The organism is Nesterenkonia sphaerica (assembly GCF_005771565.1).
In the GTDB taxonomy this organism is placed as follows: Bacteria; Actinomycetota; Actinomycetes; order Actinomycetales; family Micrococcaceae; genus Nesterenkonia; species Nesterenkonia sphaerica.
In genome coordinates this window covers 66,953-86,357 of sequence record NZ_VAWA01000008.1, presented here as the reverse complement: position 1 = coordinate 86,357, position 19,405 = coordinate 66,953, and the positions used below count along the sequence as shown (strand labels likewise).

At 64.2% G+C, this 19,405-nt stretch carries 23 protein-coding genes; 8 read left to right on the top strand and 15 right to left on the bottom strand.

Annotation, left to right across the window (positions count from 1 at the left end; all coding sequences use genetic code 11):
* The first annotated feature begins 73 nt into the window (after positions 1-73).
* Positions 74-1,225: an ATP-grasp fold amidoligase family protein gene (locus FEF27_RS07895; protein ID WP_166429958.1), complete on the top strand. Its 1,152-nt coding sequence runs from the start codon at positions 74-76 to the stop codon at positions 1,223-1,225.
* On the opposite strand, the gene FEF27_RS07890 is transcribed toward FEF27_RS07895, so the two are convergent.
* On the bottom strand, positions 1,222-2,277 hold the full coding sequence (locus FEF27_RS07890; protein ID WP_166429957.1) for a glycosyltransferase family 2 protein: 1,056 nt from the start codon (positions 2,275-2,277) through the stop codon (positions 1,222-1,224). The genes FEF27_RS07895 and FEF27_RS07890 overlap by 4 nt on opposite strands.
* A gap of 81 nt (positions 2,278-2,358) precedes the next feature.
* On the opposite strand from FEF27_RS07890, the gene FEF27_RS07885 reads away from it, so the two are divergent.
* From FEF27_RS07885 to FEF27_RS07860, 6 genes are all read left to right on the top strand, one after another.
* Positions 2,359-3,078, top strand: coding sequence for an acylneuraminate cytidylyltransferase family protein (locus FEF27_RS07885; protein ID WP_138170307.1), 720 nt, complete (start codon positions 2,359-2,361; stop codon positions 3,076-3,078).
* A 23-nt stretch (positions 3,079-3,101) separates the two neighbouring features.
* Positions 3,102-4,961 (top strand): GmrSD restriction endonuclease domain-containing protein, encoded by a 1,860-nt coding sequence (locus FEF27_RS07880; protein WP_138170306.1) that lies wholly within the window; start codon positions 3,102-3,104, stop codon positions 4,959-4,961.
* A gap of 26 nt (positions 4,962-4,987) precedes the next feature.
* Entirely contained in the window at positions 4,988-6,994 is a 2,007-nt protein-coding gene (locus FEF27_RS07875) for a tetratricopeptide repeat protein (protein WP_138170305.1), read from the top strand.
* Positions 6,995-7,007: 13 nt separating this feature from the next.
* Positions 7,008-8,654, top strand: coding sequence for a hypothetical protein (locus tag FEF27_RS07870; RefSeq protein ID WP_138170304.1), 1,647 nt, complete (start codon positions 7,008-7,010; stop codon positions 8,652-8,654).
* A gap of 523 nt (positions 8,655-9,177) precedes the next feature.
* Complete coding sequence (locus tag FEF27_RS07865; RefSeq protein ID WP_138170303.1) at positions 9,178-9,450, top strand: hypothetical protein; 273 nt, start codon at positions 9,178-9,180, stop codon at positions 9,448-9,450.
* Entirely contained in the window at positions 9,450-9,752 is a 303-nt protein-coding gene (locus FEF27_RS07860) for a hypothetical protein (RefSeq protein ID WP_138170302.1), read from the top strand. Before FEF27_RS07865 ends, FEF27_RS07860 begins: the two co-directional genes overlap by 1 nt.
* 19 nt (positions 9,753-9,771) lie before the next feature.
* Here the strand turns inward: FEF27_RS07860 and FEF27_RS07855 are convergent, their stop codons facing one another.
* Positions 9,772-10,305 (bottom strand): DinB family protein, encoded by a 534-nt coding sequence (locus FEF27_RS07855; RefSeq protein ID WP_138170301.1) that lies wholly within the window; start codon positions 10,303-10,305, stop codon positions 9,772-9,774.
* A gap of 128 nt (positions 10,306-10,433) precedes the next feature.
* Between FEF27_RS07855 and FEF27_RS07850 the strand changes: the two genes are divergently transcribed.
* Positions 10,434-11,180 carry a histidine phosphatase family protein gene (locus FEF27_RS07850; RefSeq protein ID WP_166429956.1) on the top strand — a complete coding sequence of 249 codons (747 nt, stop codon included), beginning with the start codon at positions 10,434-10,436 and terminating at the stop codon, positions 11,178-11,180.
* A gap of 6 nt (positions 11,181-11,186) precedes the next feature.
* On the opposite strand, the gene tagD is transcribed toward FEF27_RS07850, so the two are convergent.
* The 13 genes from tagD to FEF27_RS07785 form a co-directional block, all read right to left on the bottom strand.
* Positions 11,187-11,744: a glycerol-3-phosphate cytidylyltransferase gene (gene tagD, locus FEF27_RS07845; RefSeq protein WP_138170299.1), complete on the bottom strand. Its 558-nt coding sequence runs from the start codon at positions 11,742-11,744 to the stop codon at positions 11,187-11,189.
* Positions 11,741-12,562, bottom strand: coding sequence for a GvpL/GvpF family gas vesicle protein (locus tag FEF27_RS07840; RefSeq protein ID WP_138170298.1), 822 nt, complete (start codon positions 12,560-12,562; stop codon positions 11,741-11,743). Before FEF27_RS07840 ends, tagD begins: the two co-directional genes overlap by 4 nt.
* Complete coding sequence (locus FEF27_RS07835) at positions 12,559-12,882, bottom strand: gas vesicle protein K (protein ID WP_138170297.1); 324 nt, start codon at positions 12,880-12,882, stop codon at positions 12,559-12,561. The genes FEF27_RS07840 and FEF27_RS07835 overlap by 4 nt, the downstream gene beginning before the upstream one ends.
* Positions 12,863-13,843, bottom strand: a complete 981-nt coding sequence (locus FEF27_RS07830; protein WP_208009733.1) for a gas vesicle protein — start codon at positions 13,841-13,843, stop codon at positions 12,863-12,865. The genes FEF27_RS07835 and FEF27_RS07830 overlap by 20 nt, the downstream gene beginning before the upstream one ends.
* Positions 13,844-13,849: 6 nt before the next feature.
* A complete protein-coding gene (locus tag FEF27_RS13790; protein ID WP_279526788.1) occupies positions 13,850-14,290 on the bottom strand; it encodes a gas vesicle protein in 441 nt (146 codons plus the stop codon).
* Between the two features lie 56 nt (positions 14,291-14,346).
* Positions 14,347-14,946: a gas vesicle protein GvpO gene (locus FEF27_RS07820; protein ID WP_166429955.1), complete on the bottom strand. Its 600-nt coding sequence runs from the start codon at positions 14,944-14,946 to the stop codon at positions 14,347-14,349.
* An 11-nt stretch (positions 14,947-14,957) separates the two neighbouring features.
* The gene (locus FEF27_RS07815) at positions 14,958-15,200 is read right to left on the bottom strand and encodes a gas vesicle protein GvpG (RefSeq protein ID WP_138170295.1); all 243 of its coding nucleotides are present in this window, start codon (positions 15,198-15,200) and stop codon (positions 14,958-14,960) included.
* A gap of 6 nt (positions 15,201-15,206) precedes the next feature.
* Positions 15,207-15,962 carry a GvpL/GvpF family gas vesicle protein gene (locus tag FEF27_RS07810; RefSeq protein ID WP_138170294.1) on the bottom strand — a complete coding sequence of 252 codons (756 nt, stop codon included), beginning with the start codon at positions 15,960-15,962 and terminating at the stop codon, positions 15,207-15,209.
* The gene (gvpJ, locus tag FEF27_RS07805) at positions 15,959-16,372 is read right to left on the bottom strand and encodes a gas vesicle protein GvpJ (RefSeq protein ID WP_138170293.1); all 414 of its coding nucleotides are present in this window, start codon (positions 16,370-16,372) and stop codon (positions 15,959-15,961) included. The genes FEF27_RS07810 and gvpJ overlap by 4 nt, the downstream gene beginning before the upstream one ends.
* 61 nt (positions 16,373-16,433) lie before the next feature.
* Entirely contained in the window at positions 16,434-17,534 is a 1,101-nt protein-coding gene (locus FEF27_RS07800) for an SRPBCC family protein (RefSeq protein ID WP_138170292.1), read from the bottom strand.
* Positions 17,531-18,196, bottom strand: coding sequence for a hypothetical protein (locus FEF27_RS07795; protein ID WP_138170291.1), 666 nt, complete (start codon positions 18,194-18,196; stop codon positions 17,531-17,533). The genes FEF27_RS07800 and FEF27_RS07795 overlap by 4 nt, the downstream gene beginning before the upstream one ends.
* Before the next feature lie 168 nt (positions 18,197-18,364).
* The gene (locus FEF27_RS07790; protein ID WP_138170290.1) at positions 18,365-18,682 is read right to left on the bottom strand and encodes a CHY zinc finger protein; all 318 of its coding nucleotides are present in this window, start codon (positions 18,680-18,682) and stop codon (positions 18,365-18,367) included.
* 36 nt (positions 18,683-18,718) lie between these two features.
* The gene (locus tag FEF27_RS07785; RefSeq protein ID WP_138170289.1) at positions 18,719-19,399 is read right to left on the bottom strand and encodes a TenA family protein; all 681 of its coding nucleotides are present in this window, start codon (positions 19,397-19,399) and stop codon (positions 18,719-18,721) included.
* Positions 19,400-19,405 lie beyond the last annotated feature (6 nt).

Below are 19,405 nucleotides of genomic sequence, written 5' to 3'. Positions count from 1 at the left end.
ACAGGTGATTTCTTCGGGTCTCATGACACCTTTCGGGAAACCACCAGGTGAGTTTGGGACAGTCAGTCCCGCAATGAGTTTCGATAAAGCCACCAAGGATTCCCCCTTTCTGAGCTTCACCGCCGCAGAGTTCCACAAGCGGGGCAGCCAGCACCGCCGGGACCTGTCCAATAAGACCGCAGTGCAGCGCCTGCTCAAGGATAAGACTCTCGACGGCACTCGGATTGGGCTGCCCGTCCAGCACGCGGTCCTGACCTCGACCCAGCAGATCAACCCCGAGGTGCTGGGCGACCGGGTCGCTCTGAAGTTCGCACACGGATGGTCCGCCAAGGGGGTCATGCTCCTGGAGCGGACCGGGCCGGAGACGTACTTTGACCATATGGCCCTGCGGGAATGGACGCTTGAGGACATTCGGCAACGGCAGCAGGGGGTGGCCGGGAAGTTTGCCAGGAAACAGCCTGCGTGGATCGTGGAGGATTTCCTCAACGGAGCGCAGCCGGGGGCCGTGCCCTACGACTATAAGTTCTACACATTCCAAGGTCAGATCGCCATGGTGGCGCAGGTCGACCGGAACTCCTCGCCCCCGCGGGTGGCCATGCTGGACGGGCAGCTGCGGCCTTTGGCGGAAGGGCGGGACTACCGCCTGAAGCGCAAAGACCTGCAACCCGGTGTAGCTCTCGTACCACGTTCAGCAGTGATGCTCTCTCGGTGGGCGATCGAGCTGTCGAAAATGACTGACGCGCCGTTTGTGCGCGTGGACCTCTATGACGGTGACACCGGACCGGTATTCGGCGAGTTCACCTTCTCCTCAGGTGCCGAGCACCGGCGCACCCTCAGCCATAGCACCGCCATGATCGACACCCTGGACTCATTATTCGACGAGGCCCAGGCGTCCTTGGAAGCGGACGCGCCCGGCCCTAGCCACGGGTGGAGTGCGCTGCTGCAGGCAGCAGACCCTGCGGCGCTGAGCTCGTATCCCGAGATCAGCCTTGCTGAATATCAGCGCTACGCCTACTTTCTGCACAACCAAGGCAGCCTAGGGGGTTATCGGCTGGCCCGGGCGCAGCACGAGGTGGCAGCAGAGGCTGAGCTGCCGGAGGTGACCCAGTCTCTGGTGGCCGCACACCGGGCCGCAGGGCGACGCGTCAAAGCCCAGAACAAGACCGCCCCACTGGTGCTGCGCCACGCCGCACGCAAGGCCTACCACCGGCTCCGGAAACGCTAGAGCTGCACCGCATCTCTGCTCGCCTGCTGCCGCACCTGCGCGGCCACCTGACGCAGCTGGGCACCTGAATCTGTGCCCAGCGCCTGCAGCATCTTCTTCGCCGGTCCGGTGAGACGGGCGCGGGAGGTTTGGGCCCCGTAGATCTCCGCCAGGTTCGCTGCCGCGGCACCCAACTCGGCGGCAGCGGCGTCGTCGCTCTTGCGCAGGACCAATACGGGCAGGTGAAGCTTCAGCAGCCGATTCCAGTAGTCCGCCCGGACCCGGCCAGCCAATTCGGCACTCCTGCCGCCCTGCCCGCGGGCCAGCGCAATCACCCCGAAGCAGTCATGGAGAAACCGCAGCTGCTCGGCGGGGGAGAGCTCTGCCCGGGAGACGTGCCCCTGGCCTGTGGGCTGCTCGGCGAGCGTGAGGAAGTAGCAGTCGACACTATTGACCAAGGAGACGCGCTGAGCGTGCAGGAAAGCCTGCAGCATCATCGGGTGGTCATTGGCATAGTTCAGCTGCGGATTGAACCGGTAGCCCAGTCCACGCAAGAAATCCGCGCGGAAGAGCTTCTGCACGTGCAGGCTGTTCAGCCACCCGGTGTGGTACTCCTGCCGTGCCGGGAAGTGCTCAGCGCCCAGCACATTGGGTGCAGAGCGCTCCACCCCCACGTACCGTCCGATGACGACTTCCGAGCTGTGGCGCCGCGCGGAGCGGATCATCGCCTCCAACGCCTGCGGCCCCAGGTAATCGTCAGCATCGAGGAAGAACACGTACTTCCCCCGGGCGCTGTCAAGAATCCGGTTGCGCCCGGTGGAGGCATTACCGGTATTGCGCTGGCTCAGCACGGTGAACCGGGCCCACGGGACGCTGCGGCGGAACCCCCGGACCAGGGACAGGGTCTGGTCCGTGGAGCCGTCATCGACGACCACCACCTCAGTCCGGGAAGCATCAAGGGACTGGTCCACCACGGACTGCAGACACCGGGTGATGGTGGAGGCACTGTGATAACTGGTGACCCCGACGGTGAGCAGGGGGCGCTTGAGGGTGGGTCTCACTGGGGGTCTCACGCTCACCAGCCTATAACCGGGCTCGCGATACACTGCGGTGCGGAGCACAGATGAGACCAGGTCAACGGAAAGAGGCGCCAGGTGGAGACAGACCCGATCGTCGCCGTCGTGCCCTGCCGGGCCGGCAGCGAGCGCGTGGCAAACAAGAACACCCGGCCATTCGCCGGGTTCGACCGCGGGCTCCTGGAGCTCAAACTCACCCAGCTGGCGGCAGTGGAGGAACTGGCAGAGATCATCGTCTCTACCAACGACCCGGTGGTCAGCGAGTACGCCGCACGGTTCAGCACTGAGCAGGATCAGCGGGTCACTGTGGTGCAACGGCCCGATGAGCTCGGCAGATCCTCCACCCCTATGAGCGAGTTCATCCAATACCTGGGCAGGCTTCGTGAGGATGGGACCATGCTGATGACCCATGTCACCCACCCGCTGCTGGCTGCCGCAGGCTTCCGTGACCTGATCAGCCGGTGGCGCACCGCTGCGGCAGATGGTCACGATTCGCTGCTGACGGTGACCAAACTGCACGCGTTCCTCTGGGACGCCGACGGCAAACCGTTCAACTATGACGCCGCGGCGGAGAAATGGCCCCGCAGCCAGGACATTCCACCGCTGTTCGAGGTCAATCACGCCGCCTACCTCATCCCATTCCGGCGGGTTCGGGAGGTCGGCGACAGAGTGGGGGAGCGGCCTTTCATGCATGAGATGTCCGGTGAGGCGGTGATGGACATCGACTGGGAAGACCAATTCCAGCTGCTCAATGACCTTGCCAATGCCAAGCAGATGCGCGGGCTCAGCCTCATCTGAGGTGCCAGGCGAGTGGGGGCACGGTGAGTCTGCGGCGGCGTCGTCCGGTGGGTGCCGTGCCGGCCGCTGCCGTCCTAGTCAGTGCCCTGCTGGTGGGCGTGTCGACGGCACCGCCCGCCGGGGCGTACTCTGACCCCTCCGAGGTGCCGGACCCGTTCCAGGAGTACAGCGCACAGGATTACGCCGATGCGTTATGGAATCTGGAGACCAGCACCGCAGTGCGCAGCTTGGAGCGCGAATCCCGCGGGGACTGCGAGGTCTTCGCCTACGAGGTGAGACACCCTCTGGAGCTGGGCGAGACCCGGAGGTATGTGCACCTCGCTGATGAGGATGGTTGGTGGTGCGACGGCGAGGAGGGTGAAGAGCTCCGGGAGGAGTTCGACACCAAGGATGACGAGGACGAACACTTTTTTCACGGCCGGCCGTATGAGAACACCACCCACCGGGAGCCGTACTACGGCACCTGGGCCGATGTCACCGGCAACGGCGTGAGCTCGCGCACCGAGATTCACGCCCGGGACCTGGGTAACAACACCTTCACCGTCTCCGGGACATACCTGGACCACTACACGGGGCAACGGGTGGACATCACCGAGACCGAAACGCACGGGGAACACATGGTCCCGGTGGGCCACACCTGGCCGGAGATGCAGCACAGGCCGCGGGAGGACCGCGTGGCCTACTACAACGACCCGATGAACCTCACCTCCACCATCGGAGAGATCAACCGGGAGAAGGCCGGGCACACACCCAGTGAGTGGATGCCATCGAATGAGGATGCCCACTGCGCCTACTCCCTGACCTGGGTGCACATTGCGAACAAGCATGAGCTTTCCCTGTTCCAGCGGGATATCGACCAACTCCGCGGCCAGCTGTGGGACTGCCTGCACGACCAGCTCGACGGCGCCCAGGGCGCCCAGGGCGACGAGGGTGAGGGGTCAGAGGGCGAGGAGTCAGAGGCTGGCGGAATCGGTGCCGAGAGCCGCAGCCCTGACCTGGACTGGCAGTCCCTGCCCCCGGAGACCGAGGCCGATGATGGCACCGAAACCTCGGGCGCCGGCCCCACTGAGCCCTACAGCGTCCGCGATCACCTCGATGCGGTGTGGCACCTGGAGAACCACGTGCGCCTGCGCAGCGTGGAACGAGAAGAGCACCAGGACTGCGACGTCCAAACCCACACCACCACCCATCCCCGGTCCGGGGAGACCCGCACCTACGCCCGGGTGATCTCCCCAGAAAACACCTACTGCTTCGGGGACGAAGGTGACCAGCTGCGCGAGGAGCTCGAGGCCGAGGCCGCCGATGACAATGCCGTGTTCCACTCCAACCCCATGGATGGGCAGCCCCGCGAGAACCTGCGCACCTGGGTTGCCGGGGCCGACGGTCTCAACACCCGCCAGCACGTGCTCTTCCGGGACCTGGAGGACGTGGAATGGGACGCCACCGGCTCAGAAGTCGTCTCCGCCACCTTCGAGGACCCCTACACCGGTGAGGAAGGTGACTACGCCGGACCCAGCACAGTGATTGACCACCTGCTGCCGGTGGCACACGCGTGGACCGAAATGGAGCACCGCGACGCCCAGCAGCGCCAGGCCTACTACAACGATCCCGAGAACCTGGTCGCCGTGCCCGAGGAGTCTTCCGAAGCACGGGCCGGTGAGGCGCCCCGGAACTGGATGCCGGACAATGAGGGTTTTCACTGTCAGTACGCCGTGGCCTGGACGCACACCGCCGCGGCGCATGAGATCTCCCTGTTCGGCTCGGATATCGCCCAGCTGCGCCAGAGCCTGCACCGCTGCATCGCCGAGGAGACCGGCTCCGGAGGGTCAGACGAGGGGCAGCGCCGAGCAGAGCTGGACTGGCCTGAGCTTCCACCCTGGTGACCCCGACTGACTAGACTGTCTCAGCGATGGTGAAACGTTTGGTCATGGGTGCTGAGGCAGCCCAGAAGGCAATCCGCAGCGCGGCCTCACTCCCCGGGGCTGACGTGGCGCTGGCCCGTGCGGTGATCACTGCGGACCGGCTGCTGGCGCGCAGCGCTGCGAACGAGCCGACCACCAAGAGGTCAGCTGTGGGATCCGTGCAGGAGAAGGTCACCACGGTACTGGTGGACGCCAATCGCGGCGGGGCGCTGAAGCTGCTGGAAAGACTGGACATCGACGACATCCAGGATGCCTCCACGCTGGAGCAGCTTGCGGTGCGCTGTACCAAGCTCAAGGAATACTCTGCGGCCCTGCAGCTGCGTCACCGGGCCGCAACACTGGACCCTGAGAACCCCCTGCGCTGGGTGGCGCTGGCGCGCGCCCAGCAGCGCAACTCCTGGGGTGCAGTGGTGCACGACCCCGTCGCCGGGCTCGAACACGGACCCACCACGGACGCCTCCGCCGCACGCGAGTCCCTGGCTGCTGCTCAACGCGTCGCCCCCGCCCACCCGCACGTGCTTCACGAACGCGGCAAACTCGAGTTCGCCCACGGCGACTGGCCCACCGGCCTGGACCTCTTGCGGCAAGCCGCCCACCTCGAGCCCCACGCCCAGCGGTGGACTGACCTCGCCGCGGCCTACCGCAAACCCCATGTGGCAGATCTGGACCGTTCCCTGGAGGCCTATGAGCGCGCACTCCTGCTGCGCCCCAGCAGCCCCACCGCCTTCCGCGGGCTGCTGCTGATGGGATGCCGGGCGGATCAGGATTGGGCCCGGCTATGGCGCAACGCGGAGCGATTCGAAGCCGCCCGCAAGCGGCGCGGCCGCACTGCGCGTTTGGAACTGATGGCCCAGATGCGGCCGATGTTCGCCTCCGGCGCTGCCGAGGCAGATATCAGTGCTGCCTTAGTGCGGTTCAATGTGGCCAGCATCAAGGGTCACCGGCTCTCCTGGCCCACCACCAGCTTGTTGATCTACCGGCTGCACTTCGCCCAGCGCATGACCCACGGGTTCGCGCTGCGGCGCAGCCAGGCCGAACGGACCATCGCCTGGTTGGGGACCTCCAGCGCCGGGCACAGCAGACACCGCCAGAAACTCCTTGCCGCGCTGGTGTATCTCGAACGCTACCGGGAGGCACAACAGCTCATTGATCCGATGCCCTGGGAGCCGGGCAGTACCCCGGAACGGCACCGCCTGAAGAAGATGGCTGCCGATGTGCATCTCATCCAGGGCCGCACTGGACCCCTGGTGGACTACGCCCGGTCCCGCGCCCAAGACCTGCCCCTGCCCGGGGAGGACAAGTTCGGCCGGCTCATCGCAGGCAAGCGGGTCGCGGTCGTCGGCCCGGCGGATACCGGAGACCGGCTCGGAGCCCAGATTGATGACTATGACGTGATCATCCGGCCCCGGTTGATGACTGAGATTTCCGACGACGACGCCGCCAGACTGGGCAGCCGCACCGACATCAGCTACTTCTCCGGCCGGGATCTCACCGACTTCATGCCGCTGGCCCGGGACGCCGTCGCCACTGGGGGGCTGCAGATGGTGGTCGGACGCGGCCTGAGCAGGGCCAGCTTCACTGATGACCAACCGGAATGGCTGCGGTTCTACCGGCACGACTTCTCCCTGGGGTTCCACGGGCCGCCAATGGGCATCGGGCGTATTCTCTACGACGTGCTGCAGTTCGAACCGGCTGAAATCGGACTGTTCAACATTGACTTCTTCACCGGACAGACCGCTTTCGGTCCCGGCTACCGCGAGGACAAAGACTCCGGGCTCGGACCGTACTCGATTGTCAACGAGATCATCCTGGCCCACGACCTCGTCTTCGAACATCGCCTGACCAAGGCCATTGCCGACTCGGGTGTGCTCACCGGGCACGGGGTCGCCGGGCAGGTCTTGGCCTTGGAGGAAACGGACTACATCCAGGCGCTCGAAGAGTCCCCGGCGCTGCGAACTCGCCGGGGGAGCGAGGGGCCCACTCCGAGCCCGTGAATAGGATGGACGTATGGCAGTAAGTCTCCACGGGCTGCGCTGGAAGATCGCGGCCGCTGCGCTGCTGACGCGGACCGCCCGCCGGCTGGGCCGTATTCCCGCCTCCGCATGGATGATCCGCACTGCGGCGGCGCGACTGCAGCCGCGTGACCAGGAGGCCACCGGCACCTACCGGGGGATTGCCGCAGACCTCCTCTCCCGCACTCTGCCCGCCGATGACGACGCCGCCGGCATCCACTACGACTCCGTGGCCGGGCTCGTCCCCGGTCCGCCGGCTGAACGTCTCAGGCCAATCGACCTGGCTGCTCGTGCGGAAAGCTCACCTACGGCAGGGAACCACCTGGCGGCGGCCGCGGCCCACCGCAAGCCCTACGTCTCCGACCTTACTGCGGCCGTAAACCATTACGAGCAAGCGTTCGCGTTGAACCCGAAGGACTTAAGAGCAGTCGAGGGCGCACTGACCACCGGGGCGCGGACCCACTTCGACTGGCCCCGCATCTGGACCGTGGTGCAGGTGCTGCTCCCGCGACGCGGCCCTGTGCGGGCCGGCACCAGATTCTGGGATGTCCTCTCCGCACTGTTCACCCAGACCCCGGATCCGGACATGCTGCCGCGGGCTAAGGCGTTGCTGAAGGAGCACCGGGAGGATCTGCCTGAGCTGCACCAGCTGTTGCTGGAGGCGATCGCGGCACGGCTGCAGTACCTGGGGGAGTTCTTTGCCGGATTCGAGGTCCGGGAAGCCGCTGCCCGCAACCGCATCAGAGAACTCGCCGGGATCCCCCTGGAGTCCGGGATCTGGCTCAAACACCTGCTGGGGGCCTACGCCTACCTGGATGAGGATCAGCAGCTGCGTGCCACCGCAGAGAAACCTCCAGTCGACACCTCTGACCCGCGTACGCTCCTGCAGGCACAGAAGCTGCAGGCCGATGTGGCCCTGCTCCGCGGCGAGGTTGCGCCATTGCAGTCCCACGCTCAGCAACGCAGGGACGCGATGCGACTGCCGGGTGAGGAAGGCATGAGCGAGGTCGTTGAGGGCAAGCGGGTCGCCGTCGTCGGGCCCGTTTCCGGTGACGGCCTGGGAGAGCTGATTGAGTCCTATGACGTGGTGGTCCGGACCCGGCATGCCGCCGCTGGCGGCGATGCGGAGGCCGGCAGGCGCACCGATATTGCCTACTACGCCGGACGTGACCTGTTGCGGGACTTCCTGGAAGTCTCAGCGGCGGCCGAGTCAGGGGTCTTCCAGCGAGCGGTGACACGGCCTTTCTTCATCGAGGCGCCGAGCCTGCAGGAGTGGCCGCAATGGCTGCGCCCGGCTCGGTTCGAGCACGGGCTCTACTTCCGGGGAGCGCCGATGGGCCTGCAGCGTATCCTCTACGACCTGCTGCAGTTCCAGCCTGCTGAACTGGCGGTATTCAACGCCGACCTCTACGCGGGGAAGGCATTCGCCGCCTCGGGGTACCGCACCAGTTACGCCACCTTCGGCCCACAGAATCAGACCAATGACGTGGTGATCATGCATGACCTCGCCTACGAATTCCGTTGGACCGCCCGGATGCACCAAGCTGGGCTGATCACCGCCCACGGCACCACCGCCGAGGTCCTCAGCCTCAGTGAGGAGGACTATCTGCGCCGTCTAGAATCAGGCCCGCTGGGGGGCTGACCCTCACTCGAGGACGAGATCAATTTCTCGTTGCCCGTTGGTGTCTCGGAAGTGCGAAGAGCTCACGGTCCGGTCGTTCAGCGCCACCAGCGGTCGTAGTTGCGCCAGCACAAAAGTGTCGAGAAAGCGTCCACGGAGATCCGCATCGTAACCCAGCCGTGTTCAAAGCTGCTGCTTTCAGCACATCCAACATCTGCCGTGGCTGCTTGATCTCAGCAAGTTCAGCAACGTCCCGGGTGATGAGCTCCTCCGGTGACGGCACGCTTCACCGCGTCGAGGCTCTCAGGAACCAGCTGCCATTCGTCAATCAGGACAGGTGGTTCGAGTCTTGCAGTTGTAATTTAGCATCAACCCTACTTGCAATCTAGCAGGGGCTCTTCTCATCATTCAGCATGCAATGCCCCCATCGGGTGTTAAAGCGGATCGCCTGTCGGGCGCAATAAACTTGCCCCAAGCCAGTCTCCTTGCAGCAGAATCCACGCAGCGCTGACTACCTTCACCGCCCTGCACCCTGTAAGCCCGTATGGCTCGGGCTCAGCTCCATTTCGGTCCTGGCGGTCCTGATCTCCGCTGTAATGACACCGGTGATTCTCGGCTGCTCTCAGCCGCAACGCTGCTGTGCTACGCCTCGGCCCTGTGGAAGTGGGCGCAACGAGCCGGGTGGTGGCGGCGGGCCGGTGTGGGGCTGATGTTCGCAGCCATGAGCCTGGATGAGGCGGCCCGCCTGCACGAACGCCCGGCCAGGCTCTACCGGATCCCCTTCGGTGAAGCCCCGCTGGAGCACTACACTTGTTGATGCTGGGTGTCCCAGTGGCCGTGGGCGCCGTCGTTTTCCTGGTTGTCATGATCCGCGGGATGCCGCGCCTGCCCCGGATTCTGCTGCTGACGGGGCTCGGGGTCTTCTTCACCGGTGCTGTGGGAGTTGAAGTCACCCAGGTGCTGACCATGGACTACATCGGCGGCCAGTACTCCTGGCCACACTTTGCCCTCTGGCACATAGAAGAACTGCTGGAGAAGCTTGGCTCCTCGCTGTTGGTGGCGGCCGCGGTGGCGGCTGTGCATGACGGCATGATTGGCCAGCGGACGCGGGAAGACTGAAGTTCTTTGATAGCAGCGCTCAGGACGGCAGCGTCGTGAGTGTGAGCTGCGCGCGGTGATGGCGGTAGTGCTTCGGCGCCCACTCGAAGATGTCGCGCCGATCCATCCACGAGGTGAAATAGGGGTCCCAGGATGCGGGGATCGTCATGCCTCGACGTAGCGCCTCGCCGTCGGTGCGGTCATACCAGCCCACGATGGTGCCGGTGGTCCTGTCCATCATCCGCACCATAGCTTGGGGCTTCAGGACCCGTCCTGCCGCAGCGCTGCCGACCCAATTCACCCAGTTGTAGGGTCCGGCGCAGGCATCTAGCAGCCTGCTCCAGTTGCGTGCCACTGATGGAGGAAGCCGCGAGAAAAGTCCGCACAGCGGAATCCCGGAGAGGGCAACGTTTTGCCCGAGCACGAGATGGAACAGCAGCTGCCGGTTGGTCCAGCGCGTGCCTGCAGAGGGGAAGTCGAGTTCGTGCGCGTTTGCGCTCTCAATGATCGCGCGGAAATCGGCGGCGAGCCATAGCAAGTTGTCTCTCACCTGATGGTGGGTGGGGCCATTCATCGCGAACCTCCTATCCCCTTACCACCCCATCTCAGCACGTGCTGCGGCTGTTTGGCTGCGATTCACGCACCAGCTGCCGGAAAGCTAGTCTGGAGGGAATCCACCGACGACATGACCGAGGAGTACATGTGATTCGTGTGATCTGCGTCCGGCACGGTGAGACCGAATGGAATCGGGACCACCGACTGCAGGGCCAGTCCGAGGTGGCGCTCGCAGATTCCGGGCTCCGCCAGGCCCGCGCAGCTGGGCTCTACATACGGGGACAACAGCCCGGCGCCGGGTATGTCTCACCGCTGAGACGCACCCATGCCACCTTTGCCGAGTTCGGGCTCGGGTTCGATCCCGTGGAGGACCCACGGCTGACTGAGCAGAACTTGGGCACATGGGAAGGAACGAAGACCGCGGCGGCCAAGACCGACTACGCGGCAGAGTACACGGCATGGAAGTCGGGCACCGGCACTCCACCAGGGGGAGAGGATCCCCGCTCCGTGGTGGAGCGGATGACCGCTGCCTTCTGCGACATTGTGCGCGGTGCCGCCGATCTCACCCCCACCCCGTCGGTGGACACCGACTACGCCCTGCGGACAGTGGTGTTGGTGTCCCACGGCACAGCCACCAAAGCCCTGCTTGAGGGGCTGGGCCTGATCGACCGGTCCCAGGTCATCTCCTTGACTGCCGCGGCGATCAGTGTCATCGACGTTCCGCTGCACGGCGGGCCGCTGTCCTCCTCCCTACCGCAGGGCGGCACCCAGATCTCAGCCGAACCTCAGGAGGAGGCTCGGCTGATCAAGCAGCTGAGTGATGCGCAGATCCGGGCCTACGCCAAACTGCGGATGTACAACCTCTCCCCAGAGGTCCTCGCCGCCGTGCGGTGACAGGAGCTAGTCTCTGCTGGGCGGGCGCGGGAACCGGGTCTGCGGGGCGGCTCCCAATGAGCGCAGTCGCGTTGTGCTCGGTGGCGGGGGAGAGGCCGCAGGCCGCGCCGGGCGGGACTGCTCTCCAGCTTGAGCGGCTTGGTCCTCACGCATGTACTCGATCGCTTCGAAAAGCAAGTCCCGACGGATGTCCGAGGTGGAGGTTCCTTCTGTGCGGGGGAGGTAGACCACTTCGCAGTGCTCCCGCAGGTACTCGAAGCGCGGAGAATTCTCCCAGTCGGATCCCATGACCACCACGTCGATCTCGTGAAGCTCCACGTCGCGGCGCTTCTGCTCCCATGTCTGCTCAGGGATGACCAGATCTACGTGTCGGATGGACTCCAGCATCACCTTCCGCACCTCATAGGGGTGGTAGCTGGGCTGTTTGCCCGGTTTGGCCTCATTGAACTCATCCGTGGACAGACCCACCACCAAGTAGTCCCCCAGTGCTTTGGCGCGCTGGAGCAGATGAATATGCCCCCAGTGGAGCAGGTCGAAAGTGCCGTAGGTGAGAACTCGTTTCATGTCTCCGCCGAACTCTTCCCCTCCTGCGGGGTGCTGGCTGAGCCAGCCCCGGCGTCGATGTCGACAAAGGAATAGGGAGGCCAAGGCCCCAAGAACCGGATTCGGGCTGAGGGTTGCTCCTGTTGAATCTGGGTCAGTTCAGCTCCGAGCTCGGAGATGCGCTCAGAGTCCACCAAGCAGGCTGCACTCAGCACAGAGACCGTGCCCTCAGGCCGTTGGGTGGTGGCATAGTCCTGAATCTGCTGACACTGGGCGGCTAGCCGCATGCGGTAGTCCGGATAGAGGCGGTCCGCACCTGCGTCGGTGAGCCGCCGCTGCACCTTCTCCAGCCGTTTCTCCAACAGTCGCCGCACACCGGCAGGCTTGCCCGCCAACTCTCGTGTCGCCTCCAACACTTCGGGCTCGTTCTGTGGGAACTGGGCGGCGTCGAGGGCGATCTCGACGCGCAGCTCTGAGGTGCCGGCAAGTTCCTGCAGCCGCTGCTTCAGCTCCTGACCGGAGTCCTGGAGCCAGCCGCGCAGCTGCTCTGCCGCCGTGGCACCGGAGGTCTCCGAGGCCTGCACCATCACATTGAAAGAGACCGGCAAGACACTCGAGGCCTGGTTCCAGCATTCTTCAATGACGTCGCTGTGTTCCAGGACCCAGCGCTTGACGTCCTCGTCCGGCCCCTCATAGGGCCCAGCGTGATGAGTGTGCACCACCGCGGAAACCGGCTCAGCCTCCACGGTGTGCAGCTGACTGCCGTTGATTCCGGCGCCCGTGGGGGCAGGGCTGCCGGCCGGAATAATGGCATACACATAAAGCGTCTCGGAGCTCATCGGACCTCTCCCTGAGCGTCCTGAGCCCAGCGTTGTGGATTGATGAGCTTGTCCACCACTTCGTTGACCACATCGTCCAGACCGCGGTGGAGATCCATCACTGATTCAGTAATACCGTGGTCGGCCTTGATCTGGTCCATCGCTTCGTCGAGCTCCAGCAGGGCTTCTCCGAGCCGGTTCTGCTCCTCCTCGGTGAGGTCACCGCCTTCCATGCGGCGGACCGCTTGGGTTTCCAAGGCCTCTTGAATGACCTCCACCAGGGTGACCACCAGCGTCAGGACGCCATGTTTGAGGCTCTCCTCATTGACTTCCAGCGCCATGGTCCACCTCCTGACCGGACTCGGTGTCATCATGCAACAGCTGGTGCCATTTGTGCAGGTCAGGACCGGCCAAACGCACTTCGCCTGACGTGGTCTCTACTCGCAGCACCTGAGCCTGAGACGTGGGATTGGAGTGCTTTTCAAGGTGGACCGCCTTCAGCTGAGCGGGTTCGATCCGCAATGAGGCACGGTTATCCAGCGGGGACTTCCACGTCAGCATGCCCTCACGGGTGAGTGTGGCTTTCCCACCGCGCCACGTTGCCCCTTGGGCGAAGGTTTCCAAGTACCACATGGTGCCCCTCATTCTAGGGCCCTGATCTTCAGCGGCAGCAGACTCAGCCTGAGCACCTCCCGGTACCTGGCGCTGCTGCCTGATCAACGTGAGCAGACGGTCTGCGTCCAGAGCCGATAGTCGTGCCACGCTGCCGTCGTGGAGCACGATTTTCAGTCTCATCCGGTCCTCACCACCGACCGAGGGCTCCGTGTAGGACTCCGCGCTGGCGATCGAGTCGAGCCGGGTCTGCCATAACGTTTCGGCAGGGTCCCGGCGGTGAACGATGAGCCGGTGGGTGGTCAGGTACGCCCTGCCCGGGCGCCAGATGCGCTGAAAATCGTCCCGCAGATGACTGGCCGCCATGGCGGCGACGACCTCCTCGCCGTCTGCCATCGGCAGGTGGCGGCTCAGTGAGCGCTGCACCCAGGCGCGGGTCTGATCGTCCCACTGCCGCATCATCCCGTATTCGATCATCGTCTCAATACCCGCGATGGTCGCGCGCAGATTGACCCCAATCAGTGGCACATCGGCCACGGAGATGATCAGGTCCAGGTTCAGGTGCACGCCCTTGTTCAGCAGCACCTCCAACAGGTCAGGCAACGTGGCCCCCGGGTCCCGGGTGGGCTGCAGTGCAGAAGGCTGCTCCACCGCAGACCCGTGGGCCGGGGGGAGATGATTCTCAGACACCGTCTGCTACTCGTGAGAGGTGGTGCCGGACTCGGCCTCTGATTCAGCGTCCTCCGCTGAGCTGTGCAGCTGCGCTGACCCGGTCTCCTCTAGGCGTTTCGAGTACGCCGACTGCCATCCGCACCACGGGCAGTACTCGTCCATCAGCTGCTTCAACGGTGCCCGCTTGGCGCACTGGGGGCAGGTCTCCTTCTGTTCGATGGCTTCCTGCCACGCCACAGTGTCCCGGTCGGTACCGGCAGGAAAGTCCAGACCGTACTTCGCGGCCGTTTCAAAGGAGGCCAGGGCCGCTCGAATGCGGATGCCCAACAGCTCCACACCTGCCACCGAGACCATGATGTCGGCATTGAGCACCAGGCCTTTGTCCAGAAGTGTTTCCACCACCTGCAGGAGGGTGCCGTCGCGCCCGCGTTGAGGCTGCATCGCTTCGCCGGGCTGTTTGGCCATGTCCATTGTCCTCCGAGTGTGGATGTGCGCTCTCCTGACAGTTGTCGCAGAGCCGCTCATGCGTCGGGGCGGCCCCTGACGTAGCGGTTGACCCGCTCGTAGCTGAGCAGCTCACCGGAGCTGTCCAAATCTATATCGTATTCTGCCAGCAGATCCGAGGTGTCCGGCACCCGCTGGGCTTCGAGAACCTCCAGAGTGACGTGCCACCCTTCATCGCTCTTCTTCACCCCGACCACAGACTCCGGTGCCCGTCCGGTCAGTGTGCGGAACTGCTCGATCGCCTTCTTGCTGGCGCTGACCGCACTGAGCCGGGAAGCACTTTTCTGCGAACCTGCCGAATCCTGGGAGGAGCTCGACGACGCCCCTTCACTGGACTTCGAGCTGGTGCGGCGAGTGCCGCCTGTGGACTCGCCCGAGGACTTCTGGGCACTGCTGCGGCTCTTCTGCGCGGCAGTGCTTGAGCTCCTTGAAGAGGCTGAGCCGTTTGAAGAGCCTGAGCCGTTTGAAGAGCCTGAGCCGTTTGAAGTGCTTGAGCCCTTTGAAGAGCTTGAGCTGCTGGCAGAATCGGAGTCGCTGGTCTTCTTCTGGGGCCGCTGCTGCCGTGTGCTGGACTGGGACTTGGTGGACTTGGTGGTGTCTGAGTCGCCGTCACTCACAGTGTCTCTCCTTAGGGTTGTCTGCGTCGGGTGGATTCCATCAGGCGGGCTACCAGTTCGTTTTCCATCTCCGCAGCCTCGTCAGGGTCCAGATCTCCAGAGCTGCGGGCAGCCTCCACGTCCCGGAGCTGCCGTCTGATATTTCCCGGGTCATAATGTTGCCGCTCGGCTTCCTGATAGATCTGTTCGGCCACCCATACTGTTCCGCGCAGCGGTGCCAGGGGAGCGGTGATCAGCGCAGAGAACAGGCCCACGAGGGCTCACACCTTAGGGACGAAGTCGTAGGGGGCTTGGGGGCCTACGAGCCGGAACTTGCAACGCGGGTGGAATTCGCGAGCGAGGTCCTCCACCACCTCTTCGAACTCTTCGGCCTGCTGGTGGGCCACCAGGGCCGCCAGCTCGATCACGTCATCGGGCTGCCTGCGCTCATGCTCGGTGAGATCGCTAGTGACCTCCTGAAGGCGATCAATGACCGGTGCGGCCGCCGCTGGCTGGCGCTGCTCCAGACCCCGGACCATGAGTTCGCCGAGCTGAATACGCTGAGGCCGGGTCTGGTCCTCGGTGGTGCCCGCGATCTGCTCCCGCAGGTGGGCGGCCTCGGGCAGTTCCGTAATGATTTCGCGCAGCACCGTATCCCGGTCGAACGTCACTGACACCGTGTACTGGGCGTGACCGTCGACATTTTCAAGTCCGGCAGCATACTCCTGCTGACTCGGCGACAAGATGTCCTCGACCACTGCTGCTGCCTCAGGGACCACGGTGCCGAAGGCCAACGGCAGCACTGGAGTCTGGCGTGCCACCGCGTCCAGCAGCTGGGTATGTGCCAGCAGATCGTCAGGGGTGCCCAGGATCTGATCCGGATCGACTTCGCTGACCAGCACAGCCACGGACTCATGCTCCAGCACTTCCACTGGCTGCGACTGAATGCCTTGAAGGTCTGCGGGGGCTGCAGTCTCAGCGGGGACTACGCCGTAGAGGTAGACCTCCCCGGCGTAGTCCCTAGGGTCGCGGCTCATTCGGACTTGCTGCTTTGGCGGCGGCGACGCTTCGGAGCCTCGTCCTCGTCGCCGTCGTCGTCATCATCGTCGCCGGGGGTGAGGGCTTCCTTGACCCCTTCGACCGCACCCTTGGTCTTGCCCTCGCTGCCGCCTTCGGCCATGCCGCTCATCAGGTCCGGAAGATCCCGTCCGCCCTGAGCTGCGAGATCCAGACGATTGGTGGCCTCCGCGAAGCGCAGATATGTGTCCACGCTGGCGATCACGATTCTGGCATCGATGGTGAGGACCTCGATGCCCACCAGAGAGACACGAATATACGCGTCGATGACCAGTCCCTTGTCGAGAATAATCTCGACGACATCAGCGAGGGAGCTGGGTGAGGGACGGTCCACATAGCTTCCGCGGGACCGCTGCATTGCTGTGCTCATTGCCGTTACCTACTCTCTGAGGGGCAACGCGGATGCGCCGACCGGCCTCGTAGGGGTTGGGTTATTCCTCTTCCTCAGTTTCTACCGGTTCGTCCTCATATTCAACATCTTCTTCTGGCTCGGCCTCCTCTGGCTCGGCGTCTTCTTCCTCCACCGGCTCGGCCTCGTCGGCAGGCTCCTCCTCAACAGGGTCGCCCTCTTCGACGGGCTCCTCTTCCTCTGCTGGAGCTTCCTCCTCGACCGCCTCGTCCTCCGCAGGGGGCTCTTCTTCGTACTCGCCCTCAGGCTCGCCTTCGTCCTCGGCCGGTTCGTCCTGGATGTCCTCCTGCGGCTCTTGGTCCTCCTGGCCGTCCTGCTCTTCCTGTTCCTGTTCCAGGGCTTCTTCATGGGTGGTGACGACTTCGCCGTCGCGGATCTCTCCTCGCCACCCTTCCACGGAGTCGGGATCGCGCATGACGTCCGTCATCACGTGGTGGACAAAGAACTTCAGCTCAAGACGGAACCGGCGGCCCACTGCGCGCCACAGGTTGCCTGTCTTCTCAACGAATCCCTGAGGGTGGTACTCGCCGATGGTGAGCATGCGGGTCAAGGTGGGGGTCACCTCGTGGAAGGAGACGCTGCCGCTGATGCTGCCCTTTTCGCCGTTGGACTCCCACACGATATGCGAATCCGGAACCTGCTCCTTGATGGTGGCTTCCCACGTCCTGTGGGACAGAAATACCTGGCCCTTGATCTTGAGCTTGGCGTCGTCGCTCCACTCCACGTGTTCGACTTTTTTCATGAAGTCAGGCCAGTCTTCATACTGGGTGAAGGCGTTGTACGCCACCGTGAGGGGGACACCCACGTCCGTCCACTCCACGATGTTCATGAACTTCTTCTTCGCGCCACCGGAGCCCCCGGATCCGCCACCGAAAGCGCTCTTCACCGAGTCGGCTGCGCTGGTGGCCAGCCCGGAAGCTGCGGCGCTGACCGGAGACTTCCCCTCGGACATCTTCTCTGCGCCTTTCTTGACGCCTTCGCCGAGGGAACCTCCGGAACCACTGAGCTGGTCGGTCAGGTTGTCCACTTTGTCCCCGGCCGAGCTGAGAGCTTTCCGCCCCATAGCAGTGGCGTAGTCACCCAACTGGCTCTTGAGTCCGCTCCACGCGTCTTGGTCGCTCATTTCTTCGCCCCCTGACTCTTAGTGGAGGATGACTTGCGGCCACCGCCGGTGTTGCTCTTGGCAGAGGTTTTCCGAGTGCCGGAGGACTTGGAGCTACCCCCGGAAGACTTCGCGCTGCTGGAGCGGCTGCTGCTTGAGCGAGTACCGCTGGATTTTGCGCTGCTGGACTTCGATCCTCCGGACTTGGAGGTGGAGGACTTCGCAGGCGCGCGGCGCCGCGTGCTCTTGGGCTTCTCCTCCGTCGTCTCCTCAGCCTCTTCTTCCGCGGGAGCTTCTTCCTCGGCCTTCTCTTCCGGCTCCTCTTCCTCGGCGGGAGCCTCCTCTTCAGCGGGCTCTTCAGCAGCGTCGGACTCCGAGTCCTCCGCACCGGCGCCAGCGGTCTCCTGGAGTGATTCGTTGAGTTTGTCAGTACGTTCCTGGAGCGAGGAGCTGAGACGTTCCACCCCCGTGGTCACCATGCCCTGGGCGGAGTCAGAAAGCTTTCCGAGTTCCGGGGTGGAGGCACCGAAAGCGCTCAGTGCCTCTTGGATCTGCTCCCGATTGCGGAAGATCGCAGAGCCGCCGACTGTGGCGGCCACGGTCATGGCCAGTTTCAGTTTTCTGGAACGTCCTAAGAGGTATCCGCCAGCCAGTAGGCCAGCTACCTTCAGTTTGTCGTCCATGGGCTCTCCTTTGCCATTGCGTGGCGATGGTCCGGTTATTCACTGGATTGGTGCTGTTGGGCGTCACGCTAATGACGGAGTCTGGATGCTCCCTACATTTTGGCCGACCGTTAGGTCATGAAATTCTCCCAGGTCAGAGGCAGGACGATGGACGGACCTGAAAGGGGATCAGACCTCGAAGTAGTGATGCACATGAAGCCTGCACCCCGGGTTGAACGGAGTGCGGCAGTTCGGGCAACTGGTGACGTCCAAGTATGTCCGAATCGTCAGCTCCTCACGGCAGACCCCGCAGAGGATCGCCGGGGCCCCTTGCTCCTCCACCGGCCAGGTGGCGGCGTCGTGGTCTGCGTGCTCCTGGTGGCACTGGTGGCACGGGTAGTACTCGAGGCAACAGTGAAACTTGATAGCGACGACGTCGAGCGTTGTGCGGTAGTGGATACACCGAGTCTGCTCATCGACCAGACTCCCTAGGACTTGTGGTGTCATGGGCCGTTTTCTGAGGGGGGGTGGACTGGGTCTGGTCTACTGATAGGCCGCGTCAAAGAAGTCGCGCTCGATCCGCACGACGTCGTGCCAGCGAGCCGCCAGAGCGCGACCATCCTGTGACTCGAGTGCTGGGGCCACCCGGTCCAGCTCATCGATGAGGAACTGGGTCCATTCCCGGAAGGCTGCACCGCGGTGCAGCTCGATCCACCCACGGTGCTTCGGTTCCGCCGGCAGCGGCAGATCCCGTTCTCCCCAGTCCAGGTAAAGCCACTCGGCGATGACGAGGACCACCAATATGTCGGCGTAATTGCGGGAGTTGGTCACCTGCCGCATGTGCTCGACAAATTCGAAGGTGGGGCGAGTCAGCTCCGGGGAGACCGTCTGAGCCGCTGGCACTTCCAGGGTCCGGAAGGTCTGGGTGAAGTAACCGTCTTCATCGGCGGCCAGCATCCCCAACTGCTGGGAAAAGCGCAGGCGGGCCTGTGCAGAGTCTGAGGTGGCCACCGCGGCCCCCAGCATAGCGAGGAAGGCGTCAAAGAACTGGTAGTCCTGGATGAGGTACCGGGCCAGCACGTCATCGTCCACCGTGCCTGCGAAGAGCTCCTCGACGAAGCGATGGTTCACCGCAGCATCCCAGTTCTCCGCCGTTTGGCGTCTCAGTGTGCCGGCAAACGATTCCGGCTGCAGGTTGACGGTGGTAGGTGCGGCAGTGTTCATGCTCAC

Excerpts from the sequence above, each read along its gene's own strand:
- FEF27_RS07895 (WP_166429958.1), top strand. The coding sequence starts at position 74 with ATGAGTTTCGATAAAGCCACCAAGGATTCCCCCTTTCTGAGCTTCACC.
- FEF27_RS07875 (WP_138170305.1), top strand. The coding sequence starts at position 4,988 with ATGGTGAAACGTTTGGTCATGGGTGCTGAGGCAGCCCAGAAGGCAATC.
- FEF27_RS07870 (WP_138170304.1), top strand. The coding sequence starts at position 7,008 with ATGGCAGTAAGTCTCCACGGGCTGCGCTGGAAGATCGCGGCCGCTGCG.
- FEF27_RS07865 (WP_138170303.1), top strand. The coding sequence starts at position 9,178 with ATGGCTCGGGCTCAGCTCCATTTCGGTCCTGGCGGTCCTGATCTCCGC.
- FEF27_RS07860 (WP_138170302.1), top strand. The coding sequence starts at position 9,450 with ATGCTGGGTGTCCCAGTGGCCGTGGGCGCCGTCGTTTTCCTGGTTGTC.
- FEF27_RS07855 (WP_138170301.1), bottom strand. The coding sequence starts at position 10,305 with ATGAATGGCCCCACCCACCATCAGGTGAGAGACAACTTGCTATGGCTC.
- tagD (WP_138170299.1), bottom strand. The coding sequence starts at position 11,744 with ATGAAACGAGTTCTCACCTACGGCACTTTCGACCTGCTCCACTGGGGG.
- FEF27_RS07840 (WP_138170298.1), bottom strand. The coding sequence starts at position 12,562 with ATGAGCTCCGAGACGCTTTATGTGTATGCCATTATTCCGGCCGGCAGC.
- FEF27_RS07835 (WP_138170297.1), bottom strand. The coding sequence starts at position 12,882 with ATGGCGCTGGAAGTCAATGAGGAGAGCCTCAAACATGGCGTCCTGACG.
- FEF27_RS13790 (WP_279526788.1), bottom strand. The coding sequence starts at position 14,290 with ATGGCCAAACAGCCCGGCGAAGCGATGCAGCCTCAACGCGGGCGCGAC.
- FEF27_RS07810 (WP_138170294.1), bottom strand. The coding sequence starts at position 15,962 with ATGAGCCGCGACCCTAGGGACTACGCCGGGGAGGTCTACCTCTACGGC.
- gvpJ (WP_138170293.1), bottom strand. The coding sequence starts at position 16,372 with ATGAGCACAGCAATGCAGCGGTCCCGCGGAAGCTATGTGGACCGTCCC.
- FEF27_RS07800 (WP_138170292.1), bottom strand. The coding sequence starts at position 17,534 with ATGAGCGACCAAGACGCGTGGAGCGGACTCAAGAGCCAGTTGGGTGAC.
- FEF27_RS07795 (WP_138170291.1), bottom strand. The coding sequence starts at position 18,196 with ATGGACGACAAACTGAAGGTAGCTGGCCTACTGGCTGGCGGATACCTC.
- FEF27_RS07790 (WP_138170290.1), bottom strand. The coding sequence starts at position 18,682 with ATGACACCACAAGTCCTAGGGAGTCTGGTCGATGAGCAGACTCGGTGT.
- FEF27_RS07785 (WP_138170289.1), bottom strand. The coding sequence starts at position 19,399 with ATGAACACTGCCGCACCTACCACCGTCAACCTGCAGCCGGAATCGTTT.